The organism is Paenibacillus lautus (assembly GCF_050482385.1).
GTDB classification, from domain to species: Bacteria; Bacillota; Bacilli; order Paenibacillales; family Paenibacillaceae; genus Paenibacillus_AQ; species Paenibacillus_AQ lautus_B.
Map to the genome: position 1 here is coordinate 97630 of NZ_JBCNHV010000012.1, position 24022 is coordinate 121651.

21 protein-coding genes are annotated in these 24022 nt (G+C 51.3%); 12 read left to right on the plus strand and 9 right to left on the minus strand.

Features of this window, described 5'->3' with window-relative positions:
* Positions 1-27: 27 nt before the first annotated feature.
* Positions 28-543 (plus strand): mismatch-specific DNA-glycosylase, encoded by a 516-nt coding sequence (locus ABEW73_RS15745; RefSeq protein ID WP_430169892.1) that lies wholly within the window; start codon positions 28-30, stop codon positions 541-543.
* Positions 544-763: 220 nt separating this feature from the next.
* Here the strand turns inward: ABEW73_RS15745 and ABEW73_RS15750 are convergent, their stop codons facing one another.
* Positions 764-1618, minus strand: a complete 855-nt coding sequence (locus ABEW73_RS15750) for a 1,4-dihydroxy-6-naphthoate synthase (RefSeq protein ID WP_430169890.1) — start codon at positions 1616-1618, stop codon at positions 764-766.
* Positions 1615-2325 carry a futalosine hydrolase gene (locus ABEW73_RS15755; protein WP_430169888.1) on the minus strand — a complete coding sequence of 237 codons (711 nt, stop codon included), beginning with the start codon at positions 2323-2325 and terminating at the stop codon, positions 1615-1617. Before ABEW73_RS15755 ends, ABEW73_RS15750 begins: the two co-directional genes overlap by 4 nt.
* Positions 2326-2512: 187 nt before the next feature.
* Here ABEW73_RS15755 and ABEW73_RS15760 point away from each other — a divergent pair, with 187 nt between their 5' ends.
* The 7 genes from ABEW73_RS15760 to mmsB all read left to right on the plus strand — a co-directional run bounded on the left by ABEW73_RS15760 (position 2513) and on the right by mmsB (position 12176).
* Positions 2513-3112 carry a TetR/AcrR family transcriptional regulator gene (locus ABEW73_RS15760; RefSeq protein ID WP_430169886.1) on the plus strand — a complete coding sequence of 200 codons (600 nt, stop codon included), beginning with the start codon at positions 2513-2515 and terminating at the stop codon, positions 3110-3112.
* A 229-nt stretch (positions 3113-3341) separates the two neighbouring features.
* Positions 3342-4349, plus strand: coding sequence for a substrate-binding domain-containing protein (locus tag ABEW73_RS15765; RefSeq protein WP_430169884.1), 1008 nt, complete (start codon positions 3342-3344; stop codon positions 4347-4349).
* Entirely contained in the window at positions 4330-6273 is a 1944-nt protein-coding gene (locus ABEW73_RS15770; protein ID WP_430169882.1) for a cache domain-containing sensor histidine kinase, read from the plus strand. The genes ABEW73_RS15765 and ABEW73_RS15770 overlap by 20 nt, the downstream gene beginning before the upstream one ends.
* The gene (locus tag ABEW73_RS15775; RefSeq protein ID WP_430169880.1) at positions 6270-7484 is read left to right on the plus strand and encodes a response regulator transcription factor; all 1215 of its coding nucleotides are present in this window, start codon (positions 6270-6272) and stop codon (positions 7482-7484) included. Before ABEW73_RS15770 ends, ABEW73_RS15775 begins: the two co-directional genes overlap by 4 nt.
* An 862-nt stretch (positions 7485-8346) precedes the next feature.
* Positions 8347-9432 (plus strand): multiple monosaccharide ABC transporter substrate-binding protein, encoded by a 1086-nt coding sequence (gene chvE, locus ABEW73_RS15780; protein WP_430169878.1) that lies wholly within the window; start codon positions 8347-8349, stop codon positions 9430-9432.
* 42 nt (positions 9433-9474) lie between these two features.
* On the plus strand, positions 9475-11007 hold the full coding sequence (gene mmsA, locus ABEW73_RS15785; RefSeq protein WP_430169876.1) for a multiple monosaccharide ABC transporter ATP-binding protein: 1533 nt from the start codon (positions 9475-9477) through the stop codon (positions 11005-11007).
* Positions 11008-11009: 2 nt separating this feature from the next.
* Positions 11010-12176 (plus strand): multiple monosaccharide ABC transporter permease, encoded by a 1167-nt coding sequence (gene mmsB, locus ABEW73_RS15790; protein ID WP_215159694.1) that lies wholly within the window; start codon positions 11010-11012, stop codon positions 12174-12176.
* An 81-nt stretch (positions 12177-12257) separates the two neighbouring features.
* On the opposite strand, the gene ABEW73_RS15795 is transcribed toward mmsB, so the two are convergent.
* The 4 genes from ABEW73_RS15795 to ABEW73_RS15810 form a co-directional block, all read right to left on the minus strand.
* The gene (locus ABEW73_RS15795) at positions 12258-12989 is read right to left on the minus strand and encodes a Tat pathway signal protein (protein ID WP_430169874.1); all 732 of its coding nucleotides are present in this window, start codon (positions 12987-12989) and stop codon (positions 12258-12260) included.
* A complete protein-coding gene (locus ABEW73_RS15800; RefSeq protein ID WP_430169872.1) occupies positions 12986-13864 on the minus strand; it encodes an ATP-binding cassette domain-containing protein in 879 nt (292 codons plus the stop codon). The genes ABEW73_RS15795 and ABEW73_RS15800 overlap by 4 nt, the downstream gene beginning before the upstream one ends.
* Positions 13854-14240, minus strand: a complete 387-nt coding sequence (locus ABEW73_RS15805; RefSeq protein WP_430169870.1) for a GntR family transcriptional regulator — start codon at positions 14238-14240, stop codon at positions 13854-13856. The genes ABEW73_RS15800 and ABEW73_RS15805 overlap by 11 nt, the downstream gene beginning before the upstream one ends.
* 539 nt (positions 14241-14779) lie before the next feature.
* Entirely contained in the window at positions 14780-15367 is a 588-nt protein-coding gene (locus ABEW73_RS15810; protein WP_430169868.1) for a M15 family metallopeptidase, read from the minus strand.
* 176 nt (positions 15368-15543) lie between these two features.
* On the opposite strand from ABEW73_RS15810, the gene ABEW73_RS15815 reads away from it, so the two are divergent.
* The 3 genes from ABEW73_RS15815 (at position 15544) to ABEW73_RS15825 (ending at position 18289) form a co-directional block, all read left to right on the plus strand.
* Positions 15544-16071, plus strand: a complete 528-nt coding sequence (locus tag ABEW73_RS15815; protein WP_430169866.1) for a hypothetical protein — start codon at positions 15544-15546, stop codon at positions 16069-16071.
* A 289-nt stretch (positions 16072-16360) separates the two neighbouring features.
* Entirely contained in the window at positions 16361-17230 is an 870-nt protein-coding gene (locus ABEW73_RS15820) for a MurR/RpiR family transcriptional regulator (protein WP_430169864.1), read from the plus strand.
* Between the two features lie 96 nt (positions 17231-17326).
* Positions 17327-18289, plus strand: coding sequence for an ROK family protein (locus ABEW73_RS15825; RefSeq protein WP_430169862.1), 963 nt, complete (start codon positions 17327-17329; stop codon positions 18287-18289).
* Positions 18290-18520: 231 nt separating this feature from the next.
* On the opposite strand, the gene ABEW73_RS15830 is transcribed toward ABEW73_RS15825, so the two are convergent.
* The 3 genes from ABEW73_RS15830 to ABEW73_RS15840 form a co-directional block, all read right to left on the minus strand.
* A complete protein-coding gene (locus ABEW73_RS15830; protein WP_430169860.1) occupies positions 18521-19702 on the minus strand; it encodes a MalY/PatB family protein in 1182 nt (393 codons plus the stop codon).
* A 33-nt stretch (positions 19703-19735) separates the two neighbouring features.
* Positions 19736-20659, minus strand: a complete 924-nt coding sequence (locus ABEW73_RS15835) for an AEC family transporter (protein WP_430169858.1) — start codon at positions 20657-20659, stop codon at positions 19736-19738.
* A 246-nt stretch (positions 20660-20905) separates the two neighbouring features.
* Positions 20906-21625, minus strand: coding sequence for a 3-ketoacyl-ACP reductase (locus ABEW73_RS15840; protein ID WP_098742445.1), 720 nt, complete (start codon positions 21623-21625; stop codon positions 20906-20908).
* A gap of 173 nt (positions 21626-21798) precedes the next feature.
* On the opposite strand from ABEW73_RS15840, the gene ABEW73_RS15845 reads away from it, so the two are divergent.
* A complete protein-coding gene (locus tag ABEW73_RS15845; protein WP_430169856.1) occupies positions 21799-23943 on the plus strand; it encodes a class I SAM-dependent methyltransferase in 2145 nt (714 codons plus the stop codon).
* Positions 23944-24022: the final 79 nt, after the last annotated feature.

The following is a 24022-nucleotide window of genomic DNA, read 5'->3' on the forward strand; positions in this document are numbered from 1 at the left end:
AATAAGACGATGATAGGAGGAGTCAGAATGAACGAAGTCAGCGATCATCTCGATTATGGATTGACTGTTGTTTTTATCGGATTTAATCCTAGTTTGCGATCGGGGGAGGTCGGACATCATTATGCCAACCCCCGCAACAATTTTTGGAGGATTCTGCATAAATCCGGGTTGACCCCTCGCTTATATGAAGCCTCGGAGGATGGGGAATTGCTTAAACTGGGGTATGGATTTACCAATATTGTAGCCAGACCCACACGGGGGGCCGAAGATATTACCCGCGAAGAGTACAAACTCGGAAGAGAGACGCTGCGGGAGAAGCTGGCGGAGTACAGACCGGAGGTTGCTTGTTTTGTCGGCAAGGGCGTGTATACCGAATTCAGCGGTAAAGCAAAAGCGGATTGGGGAATTCAGCCGGACCCTGTCGTGGAGGGCGTTCATGAGTTTGTTGCTCCTTCTTCCAGTGGACTGGTACGAATGCCCATAGATGAGATTATCGACATTTATCGGCGATTACATGATTTTATATCGAGGCATGAGTTCTGAACAGAGGAGTTGGACAAGAACCATTCATGAGGATAATGAAAAAGAGGAGCGTCCGGGAGACCCGATTTGTCGGACTCCTGGTGCTCCTCTTTGAACATAGAATACATAAGCTTTCAGCGGAAGCTAAATCTTCCGATTACCGCAAGAAAACTCTATCTGTGATTTGTCTTCTATTGAAAGTACATCCATTGAGAATATAATTAGCGGTTAGGTCGCCATATTATGGACGCTTCAGCAGCGCGGGATCGATCCGCGGCACAAGCCCTTCATCGGCTGCACGGTTCAGCAGGGCTGAAATCGCGGCATAGCCGTCTTCGCCCAGCTCTGCGGTAAATGGATTGACATACAAGTCGATGTGGGCATCGGCGACATCCGGGTCCATTTCCTGAGCGTGTTGGAGGATATAGGCCCGAGAGTCCTCGGGATGTTCCCAGGCATATTCGACAGAAGAACGGATCCAGTTCGAAATGCTTGCCAGATCCAGCGACCTCCGGGCCACAATCGCCCCTAGAGGAATAGGCAGGTTTGTATCGGATTCCCACCAGCTGCCCAGATCCGTCATCAGCTTCAATCCATAGGACGAATAGGTAAATCGTGCTTCGTGAATGACAAGCCCGGCATCGATCTTTCCATCCCGGACAGCCGGCATAATCTGATCGAACGGCATCACCACGATTTCACCGAGTCCTCCAGGTACATTCTGTGCGGCCCACAGACGGAACAACAGATAAGCGGTGGAGCGTTCACTTGGAACGGCTACCCGCCGGCCGGACAAATCCGCAGGGCTGGCTGGTGTTTTTCCGTCCGTGAGCTTGTCCGCTGTCAGAACGAGCGGTCCGCATCCGCGGCCAAGTGCTCCCCCGCAGGGCAGGAGAGCATATTCATCCAGCACCCAGGGCAGCGCGGCATAGGATATTTTTAAGATATCATGTTCTCGATCTTCGGCCGCCCAGTGATTGGTGATATCGATATCCGCGTAGGATACATCAAGCTTGGGAGCGCCTGGAATCCGCCCGTGAACCCAGGCATGAAATACAAATGTGTCGTTGGGGCAAGGGGAAAAAGCGATTTTCATCGTAGCACCTCCGGTAGTAATGAACTTGCGGTCTCAAGCGCTTGCAGCGCCTCCTTGATCTTCCATGCACTGCGGTCCCGCGGACCGACCTGATTGGATATGGAACGGATTTCGAGCACGGGCACACCGGCTGCAGCGGCAGCTGTTGCCACGCCGAATCCCTCCATCGCCTCGGCTGCGGCGTCTGGCACCCGATGGAGGAGGCGTGCGGCCGTAGCTGCTGTTCCCGTCGTGGTGGAGACCGTCAGGACAGGCCCGAGGGTTACGGCGGCGCCAGCAATCTTTAAGGCCTCCGCAAGTTTGCGGGCAAAGGCTGGATCTGCCTGCACCCGATCCATTCCGAAGCCAAGCTCCTGGACGCTGCTGAAGCCGTCTTCGGTTTCAGAACCGAGATCAGCGGCAATGATGGTGTCCGCAATGACGATGGAGCTAACCTCAGCCTGGCCGGCAAATCCTCCGGCGATACCTGCGCTGACCACGAAATCATAGGTGCCTTGAATCAGCTGGCGGGCAGTCGCAGCAGCGGTAGCCGCGGGACCGACTCCACCGGCGATGACATCAAATCCATGTGCGCGCTTAAGCCCGCGTTGCACGGCTTCTTTTTCGGCATCGACTGCCGTAACAATAAGCACGCGCTTGGAAGAGGGGTCTGGCAAGTTATGTGACTCGGTCATATCCACCGAGTTGGGTTGGGTATGTTTCTGCATGTTATTAATCTCCTTATTGGCTGTAACGATAAACATCGTTATCCTTTTACGTTATAACGTTCTTGAGGTGATGTAAAGTCTCGTGCATGTTAAGACTGGACTTTATGTGTAGCAGTAACTTTCCGATATAGAGTATAATGGACGGTAACTTACATACACCATGATTAGATTCGGAGGTTGGATAGCTTTGCGTAAGAAGGGTGCGAACGGACAAGAAAGCCGAGCTAGACTACTGATTGTCGCTGCCAATGAATTTGCAAAGTCAGGATACCATCAGACTAAGATCAGCACCATCGTTTCCCGGGTTGGATTGACGCAGCCGTCATTCTATTTGTATTTTGAGAGCAAAGAAGCCGTTTTCAAGGAGTTGGTGGAGAAATTTCGCTCTGAGCTCAAGATCCTGCTCGAGGGAAGCAGATTGGAAGGCGGAATTGATGAGGAGCATGTGACCGGTCGTTTGCAGAGCGTGCTGACGGGGTTGTTCGCGTTTCTTGGCAAAGATCCGGATCTTACACAAATTGGTTTTTTCATTGGGGATGACGCTGTCATCGTAAAGTCTGAAATGGTAGCCATGATTGAGCAAAATCTGAAAGCTGAGCAGCGGGACGGGTACTTTGACGGAGATTCCGATATGCACATCGTTGCGGAGTGCTTGGTCGGCGTCATTGAAAGACTGACCTCACAGCAGCTTCTGACAGGCAAGCGGACTCCTGAGGATCTTGCGCGTCACGTGGTGAGTTTATTTATGCACGGTATCAGCATTTATCCGGCTAAGCGGGCTACATAAGGGCAATGAAATGTAATGTACAAAAATAAGATAATTAAAATATCAGAAACAGGCTGTGTGACAGGGTTAGGGTTAACCGTGGACGGCCTGTTTTTTTGCTGTTGACCAGAGCCAAATTCCAGCAAGGGTTTGATCTTTTTCAAAGAATTGCAGTATATTCATTATACGTTATGTAACCGATTGCAACTGGAAATGGCAAACGCGGGATCAAGGATCGGGGGATTTAATCATGAAGAAGATGATGCTGGTGTACGGTGCGCTTCTATTGGCTTTTCTTACCTATGTGTTCATGTACAGGCTGGAGGACAAGCGTTCTTCCGCTTGGGAGGAAGGCGGCCTGCACGGCAGCATTGGGGAGAATTATGTCATGGTGACTTTTCAATCCGGCATGGAATATTGGAAAAATATTTTAAAGGGCTTCGAGGATGGAGGGGATGCTCTGGGCGTAACTGTCGATTACCGAGGCTCTACACAATATGACGTGGAGGAACAGATCACCGTTCTGGAACAAGTGATTGCCAAAAAGCCTGCCGGTATCGCCTTGTCGGCCATCGATTCCAAAGCGCTGACGTCGACGATTAATAAAGCCGTGGAAGCTGGAATACCCGTCGTGCTGTTCGATGCGGATGCACCTGACAGTAAGGCCTATTCTTTCCTGGCGACCAATAATTACAACGCTGGCGTTGCGGCCGCGGACAAAATGGCGCAGCTTCTCGGCCGGGAAGGGGAGATCGGGATTGTTACCCAGCCCGGGCAGCAGAATCATGATGACCGTTCCGAAGGCTTCAGGGACACTTTAGCACAGCGATATCCGGGCATGTCCGTGGTGGAGATCAGGGAAGGTAAAGGGGATACCCTCGTTGCCAAAGAGGCTGCTGCAGACATGCTGGACAAGCACCCGGATCTCAAAGGGATCTTCGTAACGGAGGCCAGCGGCGGAATGGGCGTGGCGGATGCTGTTATCGGCGCGAATAAAACGAACCGGATTACCATCATCGGATTCGATACAAATAAAGGGACGCTGGACCGGATTTCCGATGGAACCATCGCGGCAACGATCGCTCAGGGGACGTGGAACATGGGCTATTGGTCGCTGCAGTATTTATTTCATCTGCATCATGGTCTTACCGTACCGGCCCCGACGCTCGGCAATGACGTGTCTCCACTTCCGACAAGGGTGGACACCGGGATCTCGATTGTGACCCGAGAGAATGTGAATGATTATTATGCAAAATAGAATCAGAGCGGAATCCTGGCGCGAAGGCATCTCGCGGTGGCTGCGGTTCGGGGATTTACCGCTGAGATACAAGCTGGTCATCTTGTTCCTTATGGTTGGCATCCTGCCCTCAATTGCGCTGGGCGTCCTCGTCAATTGGACGGTTAACCGCATTGTGGATCAGCAGGTAACCTCGAACACCATTCAATTGATCGGAAAGGTCAATCAGACCTTGGGCAATGATATGGAGAATCTCCAGAACATTACGTATTTGATCGGATTTGACCCGCGCACGGAGCGGTTTCTGCAAGGGGAAATCCAAGGGGATAAGCCGGCCGCAGGAACCGAAGATACGGGGAATTCCAGCCTGCAGGCGTTCTCGGTGAAGCAGGACAATGAGGAAAACTACGAGATTAAGCGGTATCTTCAAGGCTTCACGACGCTGTACCCGGAAATCGCCTCCATTCTTCTGGTCAATCGCGACGGGGAATACATCAGTAACGAAATGTATGCGCGCGGTCCCGCCAGCTTGACGGAGGAAGCTTGGTACCTTGAGGCTGCTTCAAATGAAGGAATCTTTACAGTGCTCGGGCATCCGGCAGATCGTAATGTCACCACCCATGTTCATTATGGCAACGAGGAGCTGGTGTCGGTCGTTCGCTCGTTTGTGAATCCGGATACGAGGGAAGTAACCGGAGCGGTATTGATCGATTTGAAGCTGCGGGCGGTTGCGAGAGCGGTCCGGGATGTCACGCTTGGAAAAAGCGGATATTTGATGGTGGCCGAATCCGGCGGCTCCAGCATCTATAAGCCGGAGGATTCGATCATTCCGTCCATACCGCCTTCGTGGTTTCCGGAAGAGGACAGCGGTGCTTTCATCCGTGAGGTGAACGGAGAGCGGCTGCAATTGATATACGGCACCTCCTCCTTTACCGGCTGGCGGACGATCGGCGTATTTCCAACCAGCGAATCGGTGTATGAGGTCCGGGAGATTCAATTTTATATGATTTGTTTCTTGTTTGTGGTGTGCTTGTTTGGCGTAGCTGCATCCTACACGCTTTCACAGTCGATATCCAGACCGATCTGGCAGCTCATGTCCTTCATGCAAAAAGCCGAATCCGGGGATTTGACGACCCGTTACTGGGGAAACCGGCAGGATGAGGTAGGCATGCTTGGACGCAGCTTTAACCGCATGCTTCTGCAGATTCGCAAGTTGATGAAGCTGAGCGAGTTGCGGGAGAAGCAGAAGCGCGAAGCGGAGCTGCGCAGCCTGCAGGCGCATATTAAGCCGCATTTTCTGTACAACACGCTGGATACGATCCATTGGATGGCCCGCAAGAAAGGGGCGGACGATGTATCGGACCTGGTGGAATCCTTGTCGCGGTTGTTTCGGATCGGGCTCAGCAAAGGGGATGATATCATCCCCATGTCCGACGAATGGATGCATATCAGCAGTTACTTGCAGATACAGAAAACGCGTTACCGCGACAGGCTGCAGGTTGAGATGGAGCTTTCGCCTGAGGCAGAGAGAATGTACGTCCTGAAGCTTATTCTCCAGCCGATGGTGGAAAACGCGATATACCACGGCATTAAGGCCCGGAGAGGCCCGGGGCGAATCTGGATCAAAGCTGATGTCGAAGGGAATGTGCTGGTGCTTGCCGTACAGGACGACGGGGCAGGTATGCCGAAGGAGCAACTGGAGGCGCTTCGCAGACAGCTTGCCGATCCGGTAACGGCGATGGAGACAACTCCGGGAGAAGGCCTGGGCGGAAGCCGCAGCTACGGCATGCTGAATGTGCAGGCCCGTATCAAGCTAACGTTCGGTGATGAGTACGGAATCGCAATTGACAGTATAGAGAACGAGGGAACCACGGTAATGATTACGCATCCGCTGCTGCATACCGCCCCTTCGTCCTCCAATCATGATGGGAGAGACAGGCTATGAATAAAGCGTATCAAGTCCTGATCGCTGACGATGAGCCGATTATTCGTGAAGGCATTCGGGATGCGGTGGATTGGGAGGCTCTTGGCATGGAGGTAGCTGCTGAAGCGGAGGATGGTGAGGAAGCGCTGGAGCTTGCGCTCGGCCGGCCGATCGACATTATGCTGGTCGATATGAATATGCCGTTCATGGACGGCATCGGGCTTATGAAGCGTATGAAGGAAGAACGCCCCGAATGCCGGTTCGTCATTATTACCGGCCATGACGAGTTCGCTTACGCGCAGGAAGCGATCCGGCTCGGGGTTAAGGATTATATATTAAAGCCGGTGAATGCGGATCACCTGATCCGAGTGCTTGGAAGCGTAAGGGATGAGCTGAATGACCGGCATATCCAGGAGAATTATCTGAAGAAGGCCTCCGAGCAAATCGAGAAGAATATTCCGCTGCTGCGTGAACGGTTCTGCCTGGAATGGATGCATGGTCTGCTGGATGAGGAGGAGGCGCTGGAGCAGCTGGAATTTCTCGGGCTTCCTCCTAGTAAGCCGACCCGGGTCGGCATCGCAAGATGGCCGGAGATAACGGCTCCGCAGCCTTTGATGAAGGAAAGCGACCGGCAGTTGTATCTGTTCGCGATGGAGAATATCATTTCCGAGCTGATCCATTCCGCTCCTTGTGTTTTGTTCCGCGATCATACGGGATGGATCGGCATCTGTATATGGGGAGAGACGGATTTGAAAATCGGTGCCGATGCCGAGCAGTCCATTCAGAAGTACTTGAAACTGACTGTCAACGTTCATATGGAGTTTGTATCGGAAGGAACGGGGGCGGTTGCGGCTGCCTATGAGGCCTGCCGGGACGGGGTGTTCCAGGAGGCGCAGTTGTCTCCGTTAGTACGGCGGGCCAGGCAGCTCATTCAGGAACGGTATGCCGTTCGGGAGCTGACGCTGGAGTCCTTTGCCCAAGCTTTGCAGGTTTCGCCGGTCTATCTGAGCCGGACGCTAAAGAAAGAACTGGGCACGTCCTTTATTACGCTCATGACCCAGACGCGGATTCAAAAGGCGATCCATCTGCTTAACTCCACCGATCTAAGCATCCTGGACATTGCGGAGCGGGTGGGGTATGACAGCCAGCATTATTTCAGCACGTCTTTTAAGAAGGTCATGGGGGTATCACCGAACCGGTACCGCAAAGGGGCGACGGTTCAGGAAGAGTAGACGGTTGGGCGAGGATCATGAAGTGGGCATCCCGAACCTATACCATTTCCTGCTGAGTCTCATATTTTTGCAAACGCGGGAGCAGATCTTTGCGGAGCGATCGTATCGCTTTTTTCAGTGGTTAGCGCTGACGACCCGCCGAATTCGACGAGGTCTTGTCTCCTTCGTTCATGTTCTTCCTGTTTCTCGGTCTCGGCGATGGTCGAAAACAATTGTGTGTAAGCGTAGACGATGACTTTGGTGAGCATCTTGGGACGGTAGCTGTCTCGACCGCCTCCGGGAAAGCACTCGCAAAGATTCGGTCGTCTGGCAGATAGAGTTGGTCCATGGCTTATTGAATGTACAAAAGAAACCGTTCCTTCCGTAAATGGTTTGGGTAACACCTCCATTACCAAGGAACGGTTTCTTTGTGTCTAAAAAAGTAAGCCATCTGCACGGCGTAGCGGAGAGGACGAATCGATTCCGGACAAGCGTCAGCGCTCGCCTTTGCCCCCACATTTCGCCCTTGCTCAGAACCATTCCAAGAAATGTGGGGGCAACAGCGATGGTAGGAACGATTCGTACATGGAGCGTCTTCTAACAGCAACCAAGGGCCTCCCGCAAGATCTAAGATCTTTGGGACTCCCCCTTTTTTTATGCAGGCAACCGTTTGAGACATGCTGTGAACGAAGCCGGAGCATTAAACAGCCATGCACACTCCACGCGAATCCCCAACAACAAAAGTATGAAAATTATAAAAAAGGTTGTTTTCGTGGAAAGACCCCTACACCCGATGGGATGTATCCTTTTAAGTACAGAGAGGCTTTTCGAACCTTCGGTTGTAAGCGCTCTCGATTCCATTTTTCGGAAAGGGGAACTACCGATGAAGAGAGGATTGCTAGGGTTGCTGATCGCGGTGCTGCTCCTGGCTCTGACAGCTTGCAACCTCGCCGAAAGTAAAACCGGCGATGCTGATAAGGGCTACGTCGGCCTTGCGATGCCAACCAAATCATCCGAGCGCTGGGTGGCTGACGGGAAGAACATGGAGCGGCTGTTTCAGGAAAAAGGATATAAAACCGACCTTCAATTTGCCGAGGACGTGATTGAAAACCAGATTTCGCAAATCGAGAACATGATTACGAAAGGGGTCGACGTCATCGTCATCGCTTCGATTGACGGCAATACGCTGACCGACGTGATCAAGAAGGCTCATGATCAGGGAATTAAGGTTATTGCCTACGATCGGTTGATCCGCAATACCGAGCATTTGAGTTATTATGCTACGTTCGACAACTTTCAGGTCGGTGTTCAACAAGCCTCTTATATTGAAGAGAAGCTCGGCTTGAAGGAAGGGAAGGGGCCGTTCAATATCGAGCTGTTCGGCGGATCGCCGGACGATAACAATGCTTACTTTTTCTATGATGGCGCGATGTCCGTTCTGAAGCCTTACATGGATTCGGGCAAGCTTGTGGTTCGGAGCAAGCAGATCACGATGGCCCAGATCGCAACCCTGCGCTGGGACGGGGCCTTGGCCCAGTCGCGGATGGATAACCTGATCAGCGCCAACTATTCCAGCGAAAATCTGGATGCAGTGCTGTCTCCCTACGACGGGATCAGTATCGGCATTATCTCCTCGCTCAAGGGTGTGGGCTATGGGACGGCAGGTAGGCCCCTGCCGATCATTACTGGTCAGGATGCGGAGCTTGCCTCCATTAAATCGATCGTAGCCGGTGAGCAAACCCAGACGGTGTTCAAGGATACACGCCAGCTCGCCGAACAGGCAGTCAAGATGGCGGAGAGCGTGCTGAAGGGAGAAGAAGCCGAGGTCAACGATACCGAATCGTACGACAACGGCATCAAGGTCGTGCCTGCCTATTTGCTCCCTCCTGTATCCGTAGATGTTTCCAACGTGGAGAAAGAGGTTGTCGAGACGGGCTATTATTCCAAGGAAGAAATCGGTTTGAAATAGTCTTAAGACAGCGAACACGAAACGATAGGAAGGTGAAGCCAGATGTCAGAGTACATTCTTGAAATGCGGAACATTACGAAAGCGTTTCCCGGGGTGAAGGCGCTGGATAACGTGAATTTGAAAGTTCGCGAAGGTGAAATCCATTCCCTGTGCGGGGAGAACGGAGCGGGCAAATCCACGTTGATGAAAGTGCTGAGCGGCGTGTATCCACACGGCTCCTATGAGGGAGATATTTTGTTCAAAGGTAGCGTCTGCGAATTTAAAAATATCAAGCAAAGCGAAGACCTGGGCATCGTCATCATCCATCAGGAGCTTGCGTTGATTCCTTATCTGTCGATTGCCGAGAACATTTACTTGGGGAACGAGCGTGCCGAGAAGGGCATCATGAACTGGAATGAGACGATGATGGGAGCCAAAGCGCTGCTGGATAAGGTGGGGCTCAGCGAGAATCCGAACACACAGGTCGGCAGTATCGGCGTCGGCAAGCAGCAGCTGGTCGAAATTGCGAAGGCCTTATCCAAGAAGGTGAAGCTGCTTATTTTGGACGAACCGACGGCGGCGCTCAATGAGGACGACAGCGAGAATTTGCTGGAGCTGATGCTGGAATTCAAGAAACAGGGAATCTCCTGCATCCTGATTTCCCATAAATTGAACGAGGTGTCGAAGGTATCGGATTCCATTACGATTCTGCGTGACGGTCAAACCATCGAAACGCTGGATATGAGGGGCGGCGAGGTGAGCGAGGAACGGATCATCCGCGGCATGGTCGGCCGGGATTTGACGAACCGCTATCCGGAGCGGACACCGAAGATCGGGGAAGTCATTCTGGAGATTAAGGATTGGACGGTATATCACGAGCTGCAAGCAGGCCGCAAAGTGATTGACAACGTGAGCATGAATATACGCCGTGGGGAAGTCGTGGGCATTGCCGGGCTGATGGGTTCGGGCCGGACCGAGCTTGCGATGAGTATTTTCGGTAAGGCTTACGGCCGGAATATTACCGGAACGCTGCGCAAAGACGGGAAGGAAATCCGGAATCAATCCATTACCGAAGCCATTGATAACGGCTTAGCTTACGTGACCGAGGACCGTAAGGAATACGGGTTGATCCTCATGGACGATATCAAGCGCAACATCTCGCTTACCGGACTGTCCAAGCTTGCGAGGAACATGGTCATTGATGATAAGGAAGAAATACTCGTGGCGGAGGACATGCGGAAGAAGCTCAAGATCAAAACGCCGAACATTCTCCAGAAGGCGGGAAACCTCAGCGGGGGGAATCAGCAGAAGGTCGTCCTAAGTAAATGGATTTATGCCGAGCCGGACATTCTGATCCTGGATGAGCCGACACGGGGGATTGACGTTGGGGCCAAATACGAGATATACGCGATCATTAACCAGCTGGCGGATGAGGGGAAGGGCGTGCTTGTCATATCCTCGGAGCTGCCGGAGATTATAGGGATCTGCGACCGGATTTATGTCATGAGCGCGGGACGGATAACCGGTGAGGTTAGCAGAGAGCAGGCTTCGCAGGAAACCCTGATGAGATACATGACCAAGAACGGAGGGGCTTAAGCATGGAAACACTCAAAAAAATGTTCAAAAACAACATCCGCCAATACGGGATGATCATCGCCCTTGTTGTTATTATGATATTTTTCCAGATCATTACGGGCGGGCTGCTGCTGGAGCCGATCAACATCACAAACCTGATTCTCCAGAACAGCTATATCCTCGTACTTGCCATCGGCATGGTGCTTGTCATTATTACGGGGCATATTGATTTGTCGGTCGGTTCGGTAGCTGCTTTCGTCGGTGCAGTGGCCGCGATTATGATGGTGGATATGCAGCTGCATCCGGTCATTGCGGTGATCGTGTCTCTGATCGTCGGGGGCCTGATCGGTGCTTGGCAGGGGTTCTGGGTGGCTTATGTAAGGATACCGGCCTTTATCGTAACTCTTGCGGGAATGCTGCTGTTCCGTGGTCTAACCATGATTGTGCTGGAAGGTCAATCGATTGCGCCCTTTCCTTCAGGTTTCCAGAAACTGAGCTCCGGCTTTATTCCGGATTTCGGTAACACCGGCACCAATCTGATCGCGATTCTGGCTGGGATCGTCTTTACGGTTATTTTCCTGATCAATGAGCTTCGCGAGCGAAAATCGCATAAAAAATACAACTTCGAAGTATTGCCAAATGGCTTGTTCCTCTTGAAGCTTGTACTTATTGCGGCGGTGATCAATGCCTTTACGTTCATGCTGGCCAGTTATGCCGGCCTGCCGAACATTCTGATTCTGCTATTGGTGTTGATCATCATCTATTCCTTCGTGATGAACAAAACCGTGATGGGCCGTCATATTTATGCGCTTGGCGGCAACGAGAAAGCGGCGGCGCTGTCCGGCGTGAAAACCAAGAAGGTCACGTTCTGGGTATTCGTCAACATGGGCGTGATGGCAGCGATCTCCGGGTTGATCTTTGCCGCCCGCTTGAACGCGGCGACGCCAAGAGCCGGCACGAACTTTGAGCTGGATGCCATCGCGGCGAGCTTCATCGGCGGCGCTTCGGCTACCGGTGGGATCGGTACGGTCTTTGGCGCCATCATCGGCGGTCTCGTCATGGGTGTGCTCAATAACGGGATGTCGCTTGTAGGTCTTGGCATCGACTGGCAGCAAGGAATCAAGGGCCTGGTTCTCCTCGCAGCGGTAGCCTTCGATATTTACAATAAAAAGAAGAGCAGTGCTGCTTAATTTAAAACAATGTACATGATAAATGGCTGACTCCGGGGTAGATCTGTTGCTCCCCTTGGATCAGCCATTTTTCTTTGTTGCTTATCTAATTTTAATTGTAACTCTTCGGGTGATCAGTCGAATCAGAATCAGTGCAATCAGGATGATGGCCACGGAGCCTGCAAGAGAAACCGGCAGCGTGACGGAAAAGGCTGTTGTGACCGGTAGCCACTGTTCCCATATGGAAGCCAGCTCGAATTGCCACAATGCATCCATGAAGCCGATCAACACGAGGGCTACGGCGATCCACCCCAAGCCCGGAATCCAGCCAAACCGGTAAAATCCGGAGCCAATCATCCATCCCATCAGATAATAGGTAAAGATTTGGACGCCATAGGAGACAAGTGTCAGCAGCCAGTTGTTATCAAACTCCTGCAGCAGCGAGGTGTTGCCGGCATCATGGGAGGTAACCATCCCGATGATCCAATTGATTAGACCCACCACGACGGGAAAGGCCAATGACAGATAGACGGCAGCCACAGCGGCTCCATTGAAGAAATCTTTGCGCGTAATCCCGTGTCTTACATAATAGCTTAGAAAGCCGTAGGCCGAAATGATGCCGATGACAAGCATAAATCCTTTGGTTGAGCGGTAAGCGATGGAGAAGAAGTCCTTCTCTGCGATTCCTTCGCGAACATTGACACCAATGCTGTTGCCGATGCCGACTCCAAAATAGATCAGCAGCACAATCGCTAGAAATCCCAAGGCCCAGCTGCCTTGCTGAATAAACATGTCCGTCGATACTCTGGTTACGGCCGATGACGTCTTTTTCATGCGGAATATTCCTCCCCCGTCAGATGGATAAACAAGTCCTGGAGCGAGATCGGCCCGATCTCAAGGCCTGCCCGATGTGCGGCTAGCTGGGATGCCTCGTTTAATTCCCCATAGACCATGACGGCTTTGGTAGAACCGAGCTGCTGCACGTTGAGCACCTTCATCCCCTGGATGAATTCATCTACCTTTGCCGCCGGGCCCGTAACGGAAACGCCTCGGGATGTGAGGCTTTCATAATCGTCTTGCAGCACGAACTGGCCTTTGTGAATGATAATGACTTCTTCAAACAGATAATCCATCTCCGAAACCAGGTGGGTGGAGAGAATGAACGTACGGGGATGGCGCTCCTGGTCTTCCAGCAGTTCCCGGTAAAAAATTTCGCGTGACGGCGCATCCATGCCGAGATAAACTTCATCCAATATGGTAACTGGCGAGCGGCTGGCAAGTCCGATGCATACGTTAAAAGCGGATTGCATCCCTTTGGAAAGCTGCTTCAGCTGTTTACCCAAGGGTAAATTGAATTTGCGTGCGAGCTCAAGGGCGTACCCGGTATCAAAATGGGGCCGGTGCCGGGCTACGGATTCAATCGCTACCTTGATCTTATCCGTCTCGTCTTTATAGTCGACATCGTAGATGAAGGAGACTTCTCTCATGATTTTGGCATTTTCGAACGGCTGCTCGCCGCCAATCGTAACCGATCCCGATGAGGGTTCACGAAATGAAGCAAGAACAGACAGTAGTGAGGTTTTGCCTGCTCCGTTACGCCCCAGGAGACCATAAATTTTGCCGGCCGGGAGATGAAGCGAAACATTGCGGACGGCTTCGAGGTCACCGTATACCACCGAAAGACGGTCAAACTGAACATCAAGATTCATGGAGGTCACTTCCTTTTAACTGGGTTATGATTTGAAAAAGCTCATCCGTGGACAAGCCGAGTTTGTCTGCTTCCTGTACCATAGGCATCACATAATGTTCCGCAAATGCACTCTTTCGGGTCTGGAGCAGCATTTCCTTGGCCCCCTCTGCAACAAACATGCCGACACCTCGCTTTTTATAGATAAGTCCGGAATCAACCAGCAGGTTGATGCCCTTTAACACCGTGATGTGATTGATTTTGTAAAATTGGGAGAGCTGCGTCGTGGAGGGAACCTGCTCACCTTCAAGCAGTAGATCATTTACGATCTGGTCCTCGATCTTCTCCTTGATCTGGATGAACAGGGGCTTATTATCTGGATGCACGGTACCGCTCAATAAGAATCACCGCCTTATCTTCATGTCCTGTTAAGGTTATATACTCATATATATAACTATATAACCAAAAGGTGAATCGAATGTCAAGCATTTGGTTGGATGTCACAAATCCATTAAGACGCTTTTCCAGAGAACAACGTCAAAAAGGCCGACCAGAGGATCTGGTCGACCTTGATCTAAACGCTGATGCGTAAGTCATTATCTTGCGTATAACTAAAGAATGCGAACCTTGATGCTCAATAAAAGATGATGCCTAATACCAAAATTCCACTAATTCTTACGGACTCAGAATACGTTATTTCGTTAGAAACAGACTCTGTTCTCACCGTAACGGACATGGGAGCTCTTATTTACGATTAAAGGCGGAGATAAACTATATTTTTAGTAGAATAGCGACTTTGGTGTCCGTTCTATTCTGAGAATACGGCATAAAAACGTAAATAACGTCGATGGTGTCCGTTAATATTCTAGATATAGGATCCGGCTGTGCTTATCTGGACATACCGTACCTATCGAGTTCTTCAAATTGCTATAGCCGTTCACTTTGCTTCCAAAGTCTCGGAAGCGTCCATGGGAGGGAGCTTTCCCCGTTTCAAATCACGGATCGTCAGTCCAAAATCGATCTGTAGATGCGGATAATCCGGGAAGTTGGCCCAATCCCCGCCCCACTGGAAGCCTAAATCTTTGGCAATCTCCACAACCTCCATCCAGTCGGCCTTGCCGTTTCCGTTCCCGTCATATTCCATATCCCAGATGATGCTTCCATCCTTTAGTCTTAGCGCAAAATCAATCGCAAGTCCATAGTTGTGGAGGGATTCTCCTGCCTTGGCATTCGTCACGATATCTCCCTCGGTGCTGCGGCCCTGATTGTAGATGCGGGTCTGCTCTTCATGGCTGCGGTAACCATCCGTTATGATGATCGGTATTCCTTTTTTCTTGGTGAGACGGACAAGCTCGTTCTTTTGCTGCAATACATACGGGTGGAGTTGGGAGACTTCAGGGGTTTCTTTGCTATTAAAATCAAGATCGTTGATGAATCCCGGTATGGAGGTTTGCAGCTGCATATAAAATATGGCGAGTAATAAGGCAGCAATTAGGAAAAGTGTCGTTTTTTTGCGTTTGATCATGCGAATTCTTTAATCTACCTACTTTCATATAATGGCTTACTCTATTATATCGGCATCCCGCCCTGTATTCCAACAGACGGGGGCCTCCTGACCAGATATCGACATGAATAGCAATCCATGGTTTATCGCATCCTAATCATTAAAATGGTCGCTATCCGAAAAAAGGGGGGATTGCAATGAGCGATATTCAAAATATGTCGATGAGACTCAACCAGCTATCGGGCCAATTGACTACGGCAGCGCAAAGCGGGGGAATGAACGAAGTTGGGATGATCGTAAGCCAGCTCAGCCAGATCCAAGCCGAGCTTCAAAGCGCCCAGGCTGCGGTTACGCCTGAAACTTCTGCTGCCGTCCGCCAGGAACTGGTGAATTGCCGGATGGTTTTGCATGGGATGATGAACGCGGTGCAGGATATCCGAACCGCTACGGCGGAGCAGTACCGCCAAGTGCTGGGCGAGAACAAAACGGCATTCGAGCAAATGGACGAGACTGCGCAGCAGAGCGAGTACGCCGAAGCTTATCAACATCGTCAGCTGTTCCAGCAGATGGACCAAGTCAGCCAGCAGCTTCATCAGTTGGATGGTTCGATGCTGGATGCAGGTTATCAGATGGAGCGGGGACAGGTGACCGGCGACAGTCTGAATGGAGCGGTAACGATTGAAGGGCTGACTTCAGGTACAGACGACACTGGAAGCATGATGTAAGACTGCTCGATCGGAGGATCGGAAGAGGATAACAGTTAACAACGATGATCGAAGCTGCAGATCCGATTCACAGGATGCTGACAGCTTCTTTTTTAAGAGATAAGAACGTATAAATTCCAAGAGCTTACCTTCCTTATCTCGTAAGGAAACCTTCTGCTATATGTGTCTGTCTTTAGAGAAAGTGCGTCAAAAGCCGGTTTTTCGTGATTGAAAGAAAACTCCTTTTTAATATATAATTAAGGAGAAAATATTCTTTTTTTGCCAGTTAGAGAGAAATGAGGGATGTGGAATGGGAAGAGTTGGCCCAAGACTGAATCAATCCAACTCGCTGCTAATGATATCAAGCATTTATTCTTCCCTGACCAAGACGGAGAAAAAAGTGGCTGATTACGTGAAAAGTTACCCTGAGGAAACCGTGCTCGCCACCGTAACGGATTTGTCTGAGAAGGCAGGGGTCGGCGAGACATCCGTCATTCGATTCTGCCGCAAGCTGGGGTTTCGGGGATTTCATGAATTCAAGCTGTCCGTTGCACAGGATTTGGTGGACCGTCCTCCATCTGTAGTGGATACTGCCATCGATGAGCAGGATGACATGATGACGGTGGCGCGCAAGCTGACCATGCAGCATGAAATTTTACTTAAGAATACGCTGGATCTGGTTAACACCGACAATCTAAAGATGGCGGTGGATAAGCTGCTGGCCGCAAACAAAGTGTATGTCTATGGCGTGGGTTCTTCAGGCATAACGGCACTGGATTTGCATTACCAGCTGATGAGACTGGGGCTTAATGTGGAGGCGCACCGGGATTCGCATATTATTGCCATGTCCGCTTCCTTGGTCAAGAAGGGCGATCTCGTATTCGCCATTTCCACTTCCGGCAGCACGCGTGACCTGGTGGATCCGGTGAAGGAAGCGAAGCAGAATGGAGCGGACGTCATCTGTTTGACCGGACATCTCCGTTCCCCGATTGCTACATACGCGGATACGGTTCTTCTTGTATCTTCCAGGGAAATGCCGACAGAGGGCGGAGCACTGGCAACAAAGTTCATGCAGACATATATGTTGAACATTCTTACAACGCTCTTAACGATGAAAAAAGAGGATGCCTCGAAGTCGTTGGAGAAAACCGCGAGGTCCGTTGTGGATAAGCTGTATTAGGGAATCGATCCTTGGGAATCGATTTCATCTTCGGGCGGAGCACGGGATGAATCTATCATCCGTTTTATTGATCACTGAAGGGAGTGTTTTCATACCATGAGTTACGCGATCGGCGTTGATATTGGGGGAACGAAAGTCCAGTTTGCAGTCATTGATAGAGAAGGAAAGATCATAAACCGGCATTTGATGCCTACCGAGGCCGGCAAAGGGCCGGAGCAGCTTATGAACAAAGTCCTGCTTGGCATCGACATGATGATGGAATCCGTCGGTTCAGAGGAAGAGGTGCAGGGGATCGGCATCGGCAGCGCAGGCCAAATTGATTTTCGGGAAGGGACCGTTCTATACGCGGGAGATACGTTGCCGGGTTGGACGGGGATGGAGATTAGACGACAGGTATCCGATCGTTACGATACCCGGGTGCATGTTGACAATGATGTTAATGTTATAGCGATTGCCGAGAAAATGTACGGTGTTGGCAAGGATTGCGATAACTTTGTATGTCTTGCGCTTGGCACGGGGATTGGTGGTGCCGTTATCGAATCAGGACGTCTTCTTCGAGGCGTTTTTGGCGGGGCAGCGGAGCTTGGCCATGTCAGTATTGACATTAACGGTCCTCGCTGCAGCTGCGGAAATAACGGCTGCATTGAGCTGTATGCTTCAGGCAGCGGCATTGCCAGATTAGGGCTTGAGATGCAGAAGAATGAAAGCGTTTCATATGAATGGAAACCTAATGCCCGGGATATTATTGAGGCCTGGCACCGGGATGATCCGTCGGCCACGGAGGTGATGCGGGTTGTCATCCGAGCACTGGGAGCGGCTGTCGCCGGTTATATTCATGCATTTAATCCGGAGGTTGTCGTGATCGGCGGCGGCGTGGCGGAATCGGGTCCTCGTTTTTTGCAGGCGCTTGACCAGGAGGTCGATGTCAGGACTTCTTCGTATATGAGAAGCTGCTGCCGGATTATGCCTGCTAACTTTGGCAGTGATGCAGGTGTCATCGGCGCAGCTGCCCAAGTGTGGCGTTACGGTGAGATAACTTCTACGCAGCATGTAATTTAAGAGGATTATTCCTCCATCAATTATAAATATAATAAATTATAAAATTCACTCGTCGGATATGATCTGGTTAACCACTTCTCTGTTTCGGACAATAAATCCCGGTAACGAATGCTCGGTAGTAATAATATTAGATGTGAATCTAACAAAAGGCGGCCGTTATCAAAAATAAATAAATGGAGTCAGCCTAAGGCGTGACTCCATTTATCATTTCATTCCCGATCTTGTGAATTTTTATGCTTTCCGCAATTTCTCGACAGCTTTATGCAGGCGAGACAACGCCTCCTGAACAGTGGCGCGCGTGCAGGCCAGGTTCATGCGCATGAAACCTTCGCCTTCCTTGCCAAAGGCGGCACCGCTGTTTAATCCCAGCTTCGCTTCATGAACGAGGAAGCGGTTCAACTCTTCGTGGGACATGCCCATTCCGCGGAAATCAATCCACAGCAGGTAAGTCGCTTCCGGTATAACCACCTTCAGCTCGGGCAGATGCTCCTGGGCGTAATTCGAAACCAGCTCCATGTTCTCGCGGATGTAAATCAGAAGTTCATCCAGCCATGGTCCGCCCTCACGGTAAGCGGCCTCGGTAGCGGCGGCGCCCATCGGTGTAATGGAGCCGATGGCGTAACGGTTCAGTATTTTGCGGAACTTGCTGCGCAGCTGCGCATTCGAGATGATGATGTTCGCCGTGTTCAGACCGGCGATATTAAAGGTCTTGCTTGGGGCGGTGCAGATGATGGAACGCTCGGCAGCATCCTCGGACAGAGCGGCGAATGGCGTATGCGTACCGGATTCAAACACCAGATCTGCATGGATTTCATCGGATACAACAAGCACATCGTATTGCTGGCAGAGGGAAGCCAGACGATCCAATTCCGTTCTGGTCCACACCCGGCCTACCGGGTTGTGCGGACTGCACAGAATAATCATTTTGACTTTACCGGTAGAAAAACTCTTCTCCAAGTCCTCGAAATCCATCGAGTAATCGCCATCCTCACTTCGAAGCAGCGGATTATGCACCAGCTCACGGCCATGGTCCTGAACGACGCTATAGAACGGCGGATAGACCGGTGTCTGGATGACAACTTGATCTCCTGGCTCTGTGAATGCATCCACGATCAGGCTGAGTGCCGGAACGACACCCGGACAGAATTGAATCCACTCCTGCTGAATACTCCAGCTGTGGCGTTTGTTCATCCAGTCGCAAATCGCTTCACGGTAAGCGTCGGACGGGAACGTATATCCGAATACACCATGCTCCACCCGTTGATGGAGCGCCTTTACCACGGCGGGCGGCGCGGCAAAATCCATGTCAGCCACCCACATCGGAAGCGCGTCGGGCACGCCGAAGATGGTGGGAACATTGTCCCACTTCTGACAGTCGGTACAGCTTCGGTCTATCGCAAGATCAAAATTCATATGTAAATTCCTCCTTGTAGAGATGAGTTAGCGCTAAGCTACAAATTTAGCTAATGTGATTAAGCCGGTAATCGTAATTACGTTTAGTATGGTCGATATAAGGACAGTTTGTGCAGCAAAATCAGGCTCATTCTGATATTCTTCCGCCAGGATGGATGAATTTACGCCAACCGGCATGCCTGAAGCAATGATGAGCGCTTGAGCCGGGATGCCTTTTAAGCCGAGCAGCAGCACGATCAGAATGCCGATGGCCGGCGCGACCAGGAGACGCAGCAGCACGCTGAGGTAAACATCAAGCCGGCGCAGGCGGAGCGGATATTTAATGATCTGTGCGCCGAGCGTCAGCAGGGCGATCGCCACCATGGACTGGTCCGCATACATCAGCGGCTGCGAGATAAAGACCGGAAGCGGCAGCGCCAGGGCATGCAGCACAATGCCGATGACGAGGGCATAGGGAACGGGCATTTTCAGGAATCCGATGATGGCCTGTTTGTATAATCCTTCGGTCTTGGCTCCCTGAATGGAAATAACTCCGTACGTGAACGTAAGGAGGCTCTGAAAAGACATGATGAGCGCTTGTACCGAGCCGGCCATCGGATCACCCTTGAAGGCCAGATCATTGATCGGAAGGCCGTAGTTTCCCGAATTATCGAGCAGAAGGCTGTTGGTAAAAGCTGCTTTCATCCCCCGATTGAACTTGCGCTGCTTGGCAACCAGCATGCTGATCAGGTAGAGGACGCCGATATAGAGCGCATAGAATAAGGCCACCATGCCCAGCAGCTGCGGTGACATTTTGGACTCGTACATACTCATAAATACGGCTGCAGGCGTAATGTAGTAAAAGTTAATTTTGGCGAGTGTGTACAAATCGAGTTTAAAGGCATATTGCATAATAATGCCAAAGCCTATCAGGACAAAGATGGGAAGTACCACTTCGAGTAAAATGTCGGCGATCATGCTGTTGTCATCTTCTTTCCATGAGTGTAGCTTAAGGTAAATATCTGGCTGTCGTATGACGTCATGTCATTATATCATGACAAAGGATAGTTGACACTTGATTCCGTATGGAAAAAAGAACAATTGTCGCTGGCCACAATCAATCGCTTTACACCCGGGCTGCACGCAAAAAGGGTGTTCCCTTGGCCGACGCCCAGGGAACACCCTTGAATGGTTATAGCAATAGGAGCGTCTGTCAACGAGTCATTATTGCGGGTTGGTTGTCCAAATTCCGGCCGTTTTGACAAATACACGCTGCGGCAGCTTCAGTGCAGCGAGCACAAGTTCAGCTACGTCTTCCGGCTGCAGCATCCGGTCCTCGTCCCCGATCTTCAGGCCGGCATTGACGGCAAGATCCGTATTCACGGTGCTTGGGGTCAGAGCGGTCACGCGAATGTTGTGTTTGCGAACCTCCTGCAGCACGGCTTCGGTCAGTCCCATAACGGCAAATTTAGAAGCGTTATAGGCAGAGCCTGTGGCGAATCCGCGCTCTCCGGCCGTAGAAGAGATGTTGATGATATCGCCCTTGTTATGCTCGATCATGCCCGGCAGTGCCGCGCGCGTCATGTAGTACGTCCCCATCAGGTTCACGTCGACGATACGTTTCCAGGCTTCAGGTTCCATCTCCAGCAGATTGCCGAATTGGGCAATGCCCGCATTGTTAATCAGAATGTCCACCGAGCCCAGCTCCATGTTTACCGCTGCAAAAGCAGCCTCTGCCTCGCTCTGTACGGAAACATCGGCAACTGCGGCCACGGCTCTGACACCATATTGTTCAGCGACCAGGGCGCTCAGCGGCTCTAGATCAGCAGCCGTACGGGCGACAAGCCCGACGTGCACACCTTCCTTGGCAAGCGCGATCGCCAGGGCACGTCCAATCCCTTTACCTGCACCCGTGATGAGGGCTGTTTTATTTTTCAGGCTCATGTACACTCACTCCTTCACATCAATAAAAAAATATGGTTTCGTTGACCAGTATACCCTGTAGCATCGGCTATTACCAAATGCTTGCGATCCATCGACAGGAATTTGTTATAATCGTAGCAGCGAAAAAAACATAAGCGTGTTCATTATTATTTCGAGAAGTGGAGGAACAATCTATGCTGCACGCGCTGGACATCATAACCGCTTTTCGGCAGGGGGATGAAGCGGCTGCCAAGAGACATCCATGGTTAATGAAACTGGTATCGGCCGAAGAACGAATCGTGAATCTGGAACGGATTACGTCCATCGGCCAATTGGCCCATGCCAACCCCGTGTTGGATTATGTAGAACGCACGTTGAAAATACTGGATTCGCTCCCTGTCTCCTATTGGATCAAAGAACTGCTGGAGGAAGTACTGGTATGGGCAGAAACGGCCAAGGGCGGAACGATGCGGGAGCGTCTCCACTGGCAGCAGTCGGGTATCAACTTGTTCCTTCATAATATCGGGTCCGCCCAGCTATACGAGAGACATATTCGGGACGGTAATGAAACCCTGTCTCCGCATGAAGAGATGGTACACACACTCATACTTACCCATGGACTGCTTGGGCAACACATTCGAGGGGAAGTCGCTTTCGAGGAAAATTTGCCGCTGCATAAGCTTACGGAGGAAGGACGGCTGACCGCAGATGAGTTGATCCGGCTGCTGATCCCTTTGAATCACTGCATCATCGGTGGCGTATCGGAGGAGCTTTGGCATTCCGTTCAGGAAGAAATAACCCAGCTTATTCGCAATCTTGCTGAAGGGACCGTACCGGATCATTGGACTTACGAGGAGAGGCTGCGCCGTCTTCGGTCCGTTTCGATTGCCCGGGGAGAAGACTTCGATAAGCAGCTTCAAGGGATTCGTGAGCAGAGTGATCTGTCAGCTGCCCTGCATGGATTTCAGGATATGACGCTCTGGTATGTGGAAGCTGCCCTGCAGGATTTCTCGTTGGAGGAGTTCGTGAAGGTTCTTCTGCTTGCTCTCCATTCGGAGAAGCAGAGCCCGGATCAGCAAGTTGCGGAGGGGCAGCGAGATCAGCTGCTACCGGATTCGGTGAGTCACTTAAGCTTTGAGCCGCTGATGAATGATATGTATTACGATTATAAAGGTGTCAAGAAGCTGAACGTATATAAGAAGAGAATGATTGAGCAATATTTGCGCCAAACGGATTGGACGGCTTGCCTTCACGGGCCGGTGATGGCCAACCCGCATCTGAGCCATCGGATCGAACGGAAGCCGGAGCTGCCGGATACGGTATTCTTTACCTTCGAATTCTCGCAAGCTGCGGAGAAATTAATTGAATTTTGCATCGAAGCGGAGAAGTCGCCGCTCTATGAGAAAGCGGTCCTGCTCTTGTTTGACCTGTTCGGTCTCCGCCGGGACGCCTACGACAGGTTTCATAATGAAGAGAGTTATTTGAGTGATATGAACAGCACGGGGGATTACAAAAAAGTGATTCTGGATTATATTACGGGAACGGCGGTGCTGGATATCGGTCCCGGGGGCGGCGTGCTGCTTGACCTGATCGAGGAACGGCTGCCGCATGTGCGTCCGGTCGGGATCGATATCTCCTCGAACGTGATTGAAGCGCTGGAGAAACGCAAACGTTTAGAGCACAAAGCATGGGAAGTGATGAAGGGGGATGCGCTGAATCTCAGGGACTACGTGAAGCCGGGAAGTGTCGATACGGTCATCTTCTCCTCGATCTTGCATGAGTTGTATTCTTATATCGAGATGGACGGATCCCGCTTCAATAGGGCCACTGTGGAGGCCGCGCTGACCAGTGCCTACGAAGTACTCGCACCCGGCGGCCGCATCATTATCCGTGACGGGATTATGACCGAGCCCGGGGACATCTGGAGAAGGATTCGCTTTCTGGAGGCGGATGGGCTGGAATGGCTGACCCGGTATGCCTCCGATTTCAAGGGCCGGGTCATAACATACGAGCAGCTGTCCGAAACGGAAGTGCGCATGCCTATAAACGATGCAATGGAGTTCCTGTATACCTATACTTGGGGGGCCGAGGCTTTTGTTCATGAGGTGCAGGAGCAGTTTGGCTACTTTACGCCTACGCAGTATGCGGAATGTATACGCAGGACGTTAGGTCCTGAAGCGATCATCGGCGTGCAGCGGCATTATCTGCAGGAAGGATACGCCGAGGCATTGGCTGATCGCATCGAATTCATGGATGATGATGGGAAGCCGGTGACGCTGCCTGACAGCACTTGCTTGTACGTCATCGAGAAGCCGGCCCATACCCAGAAGAGACAATAACAGGCTGTACGTAAAAAAAGAGGACCGGCACGCTCGTTATAGCGTGCCGGTCCTTGTTCGTTGGTGTTTGTTTAATCTG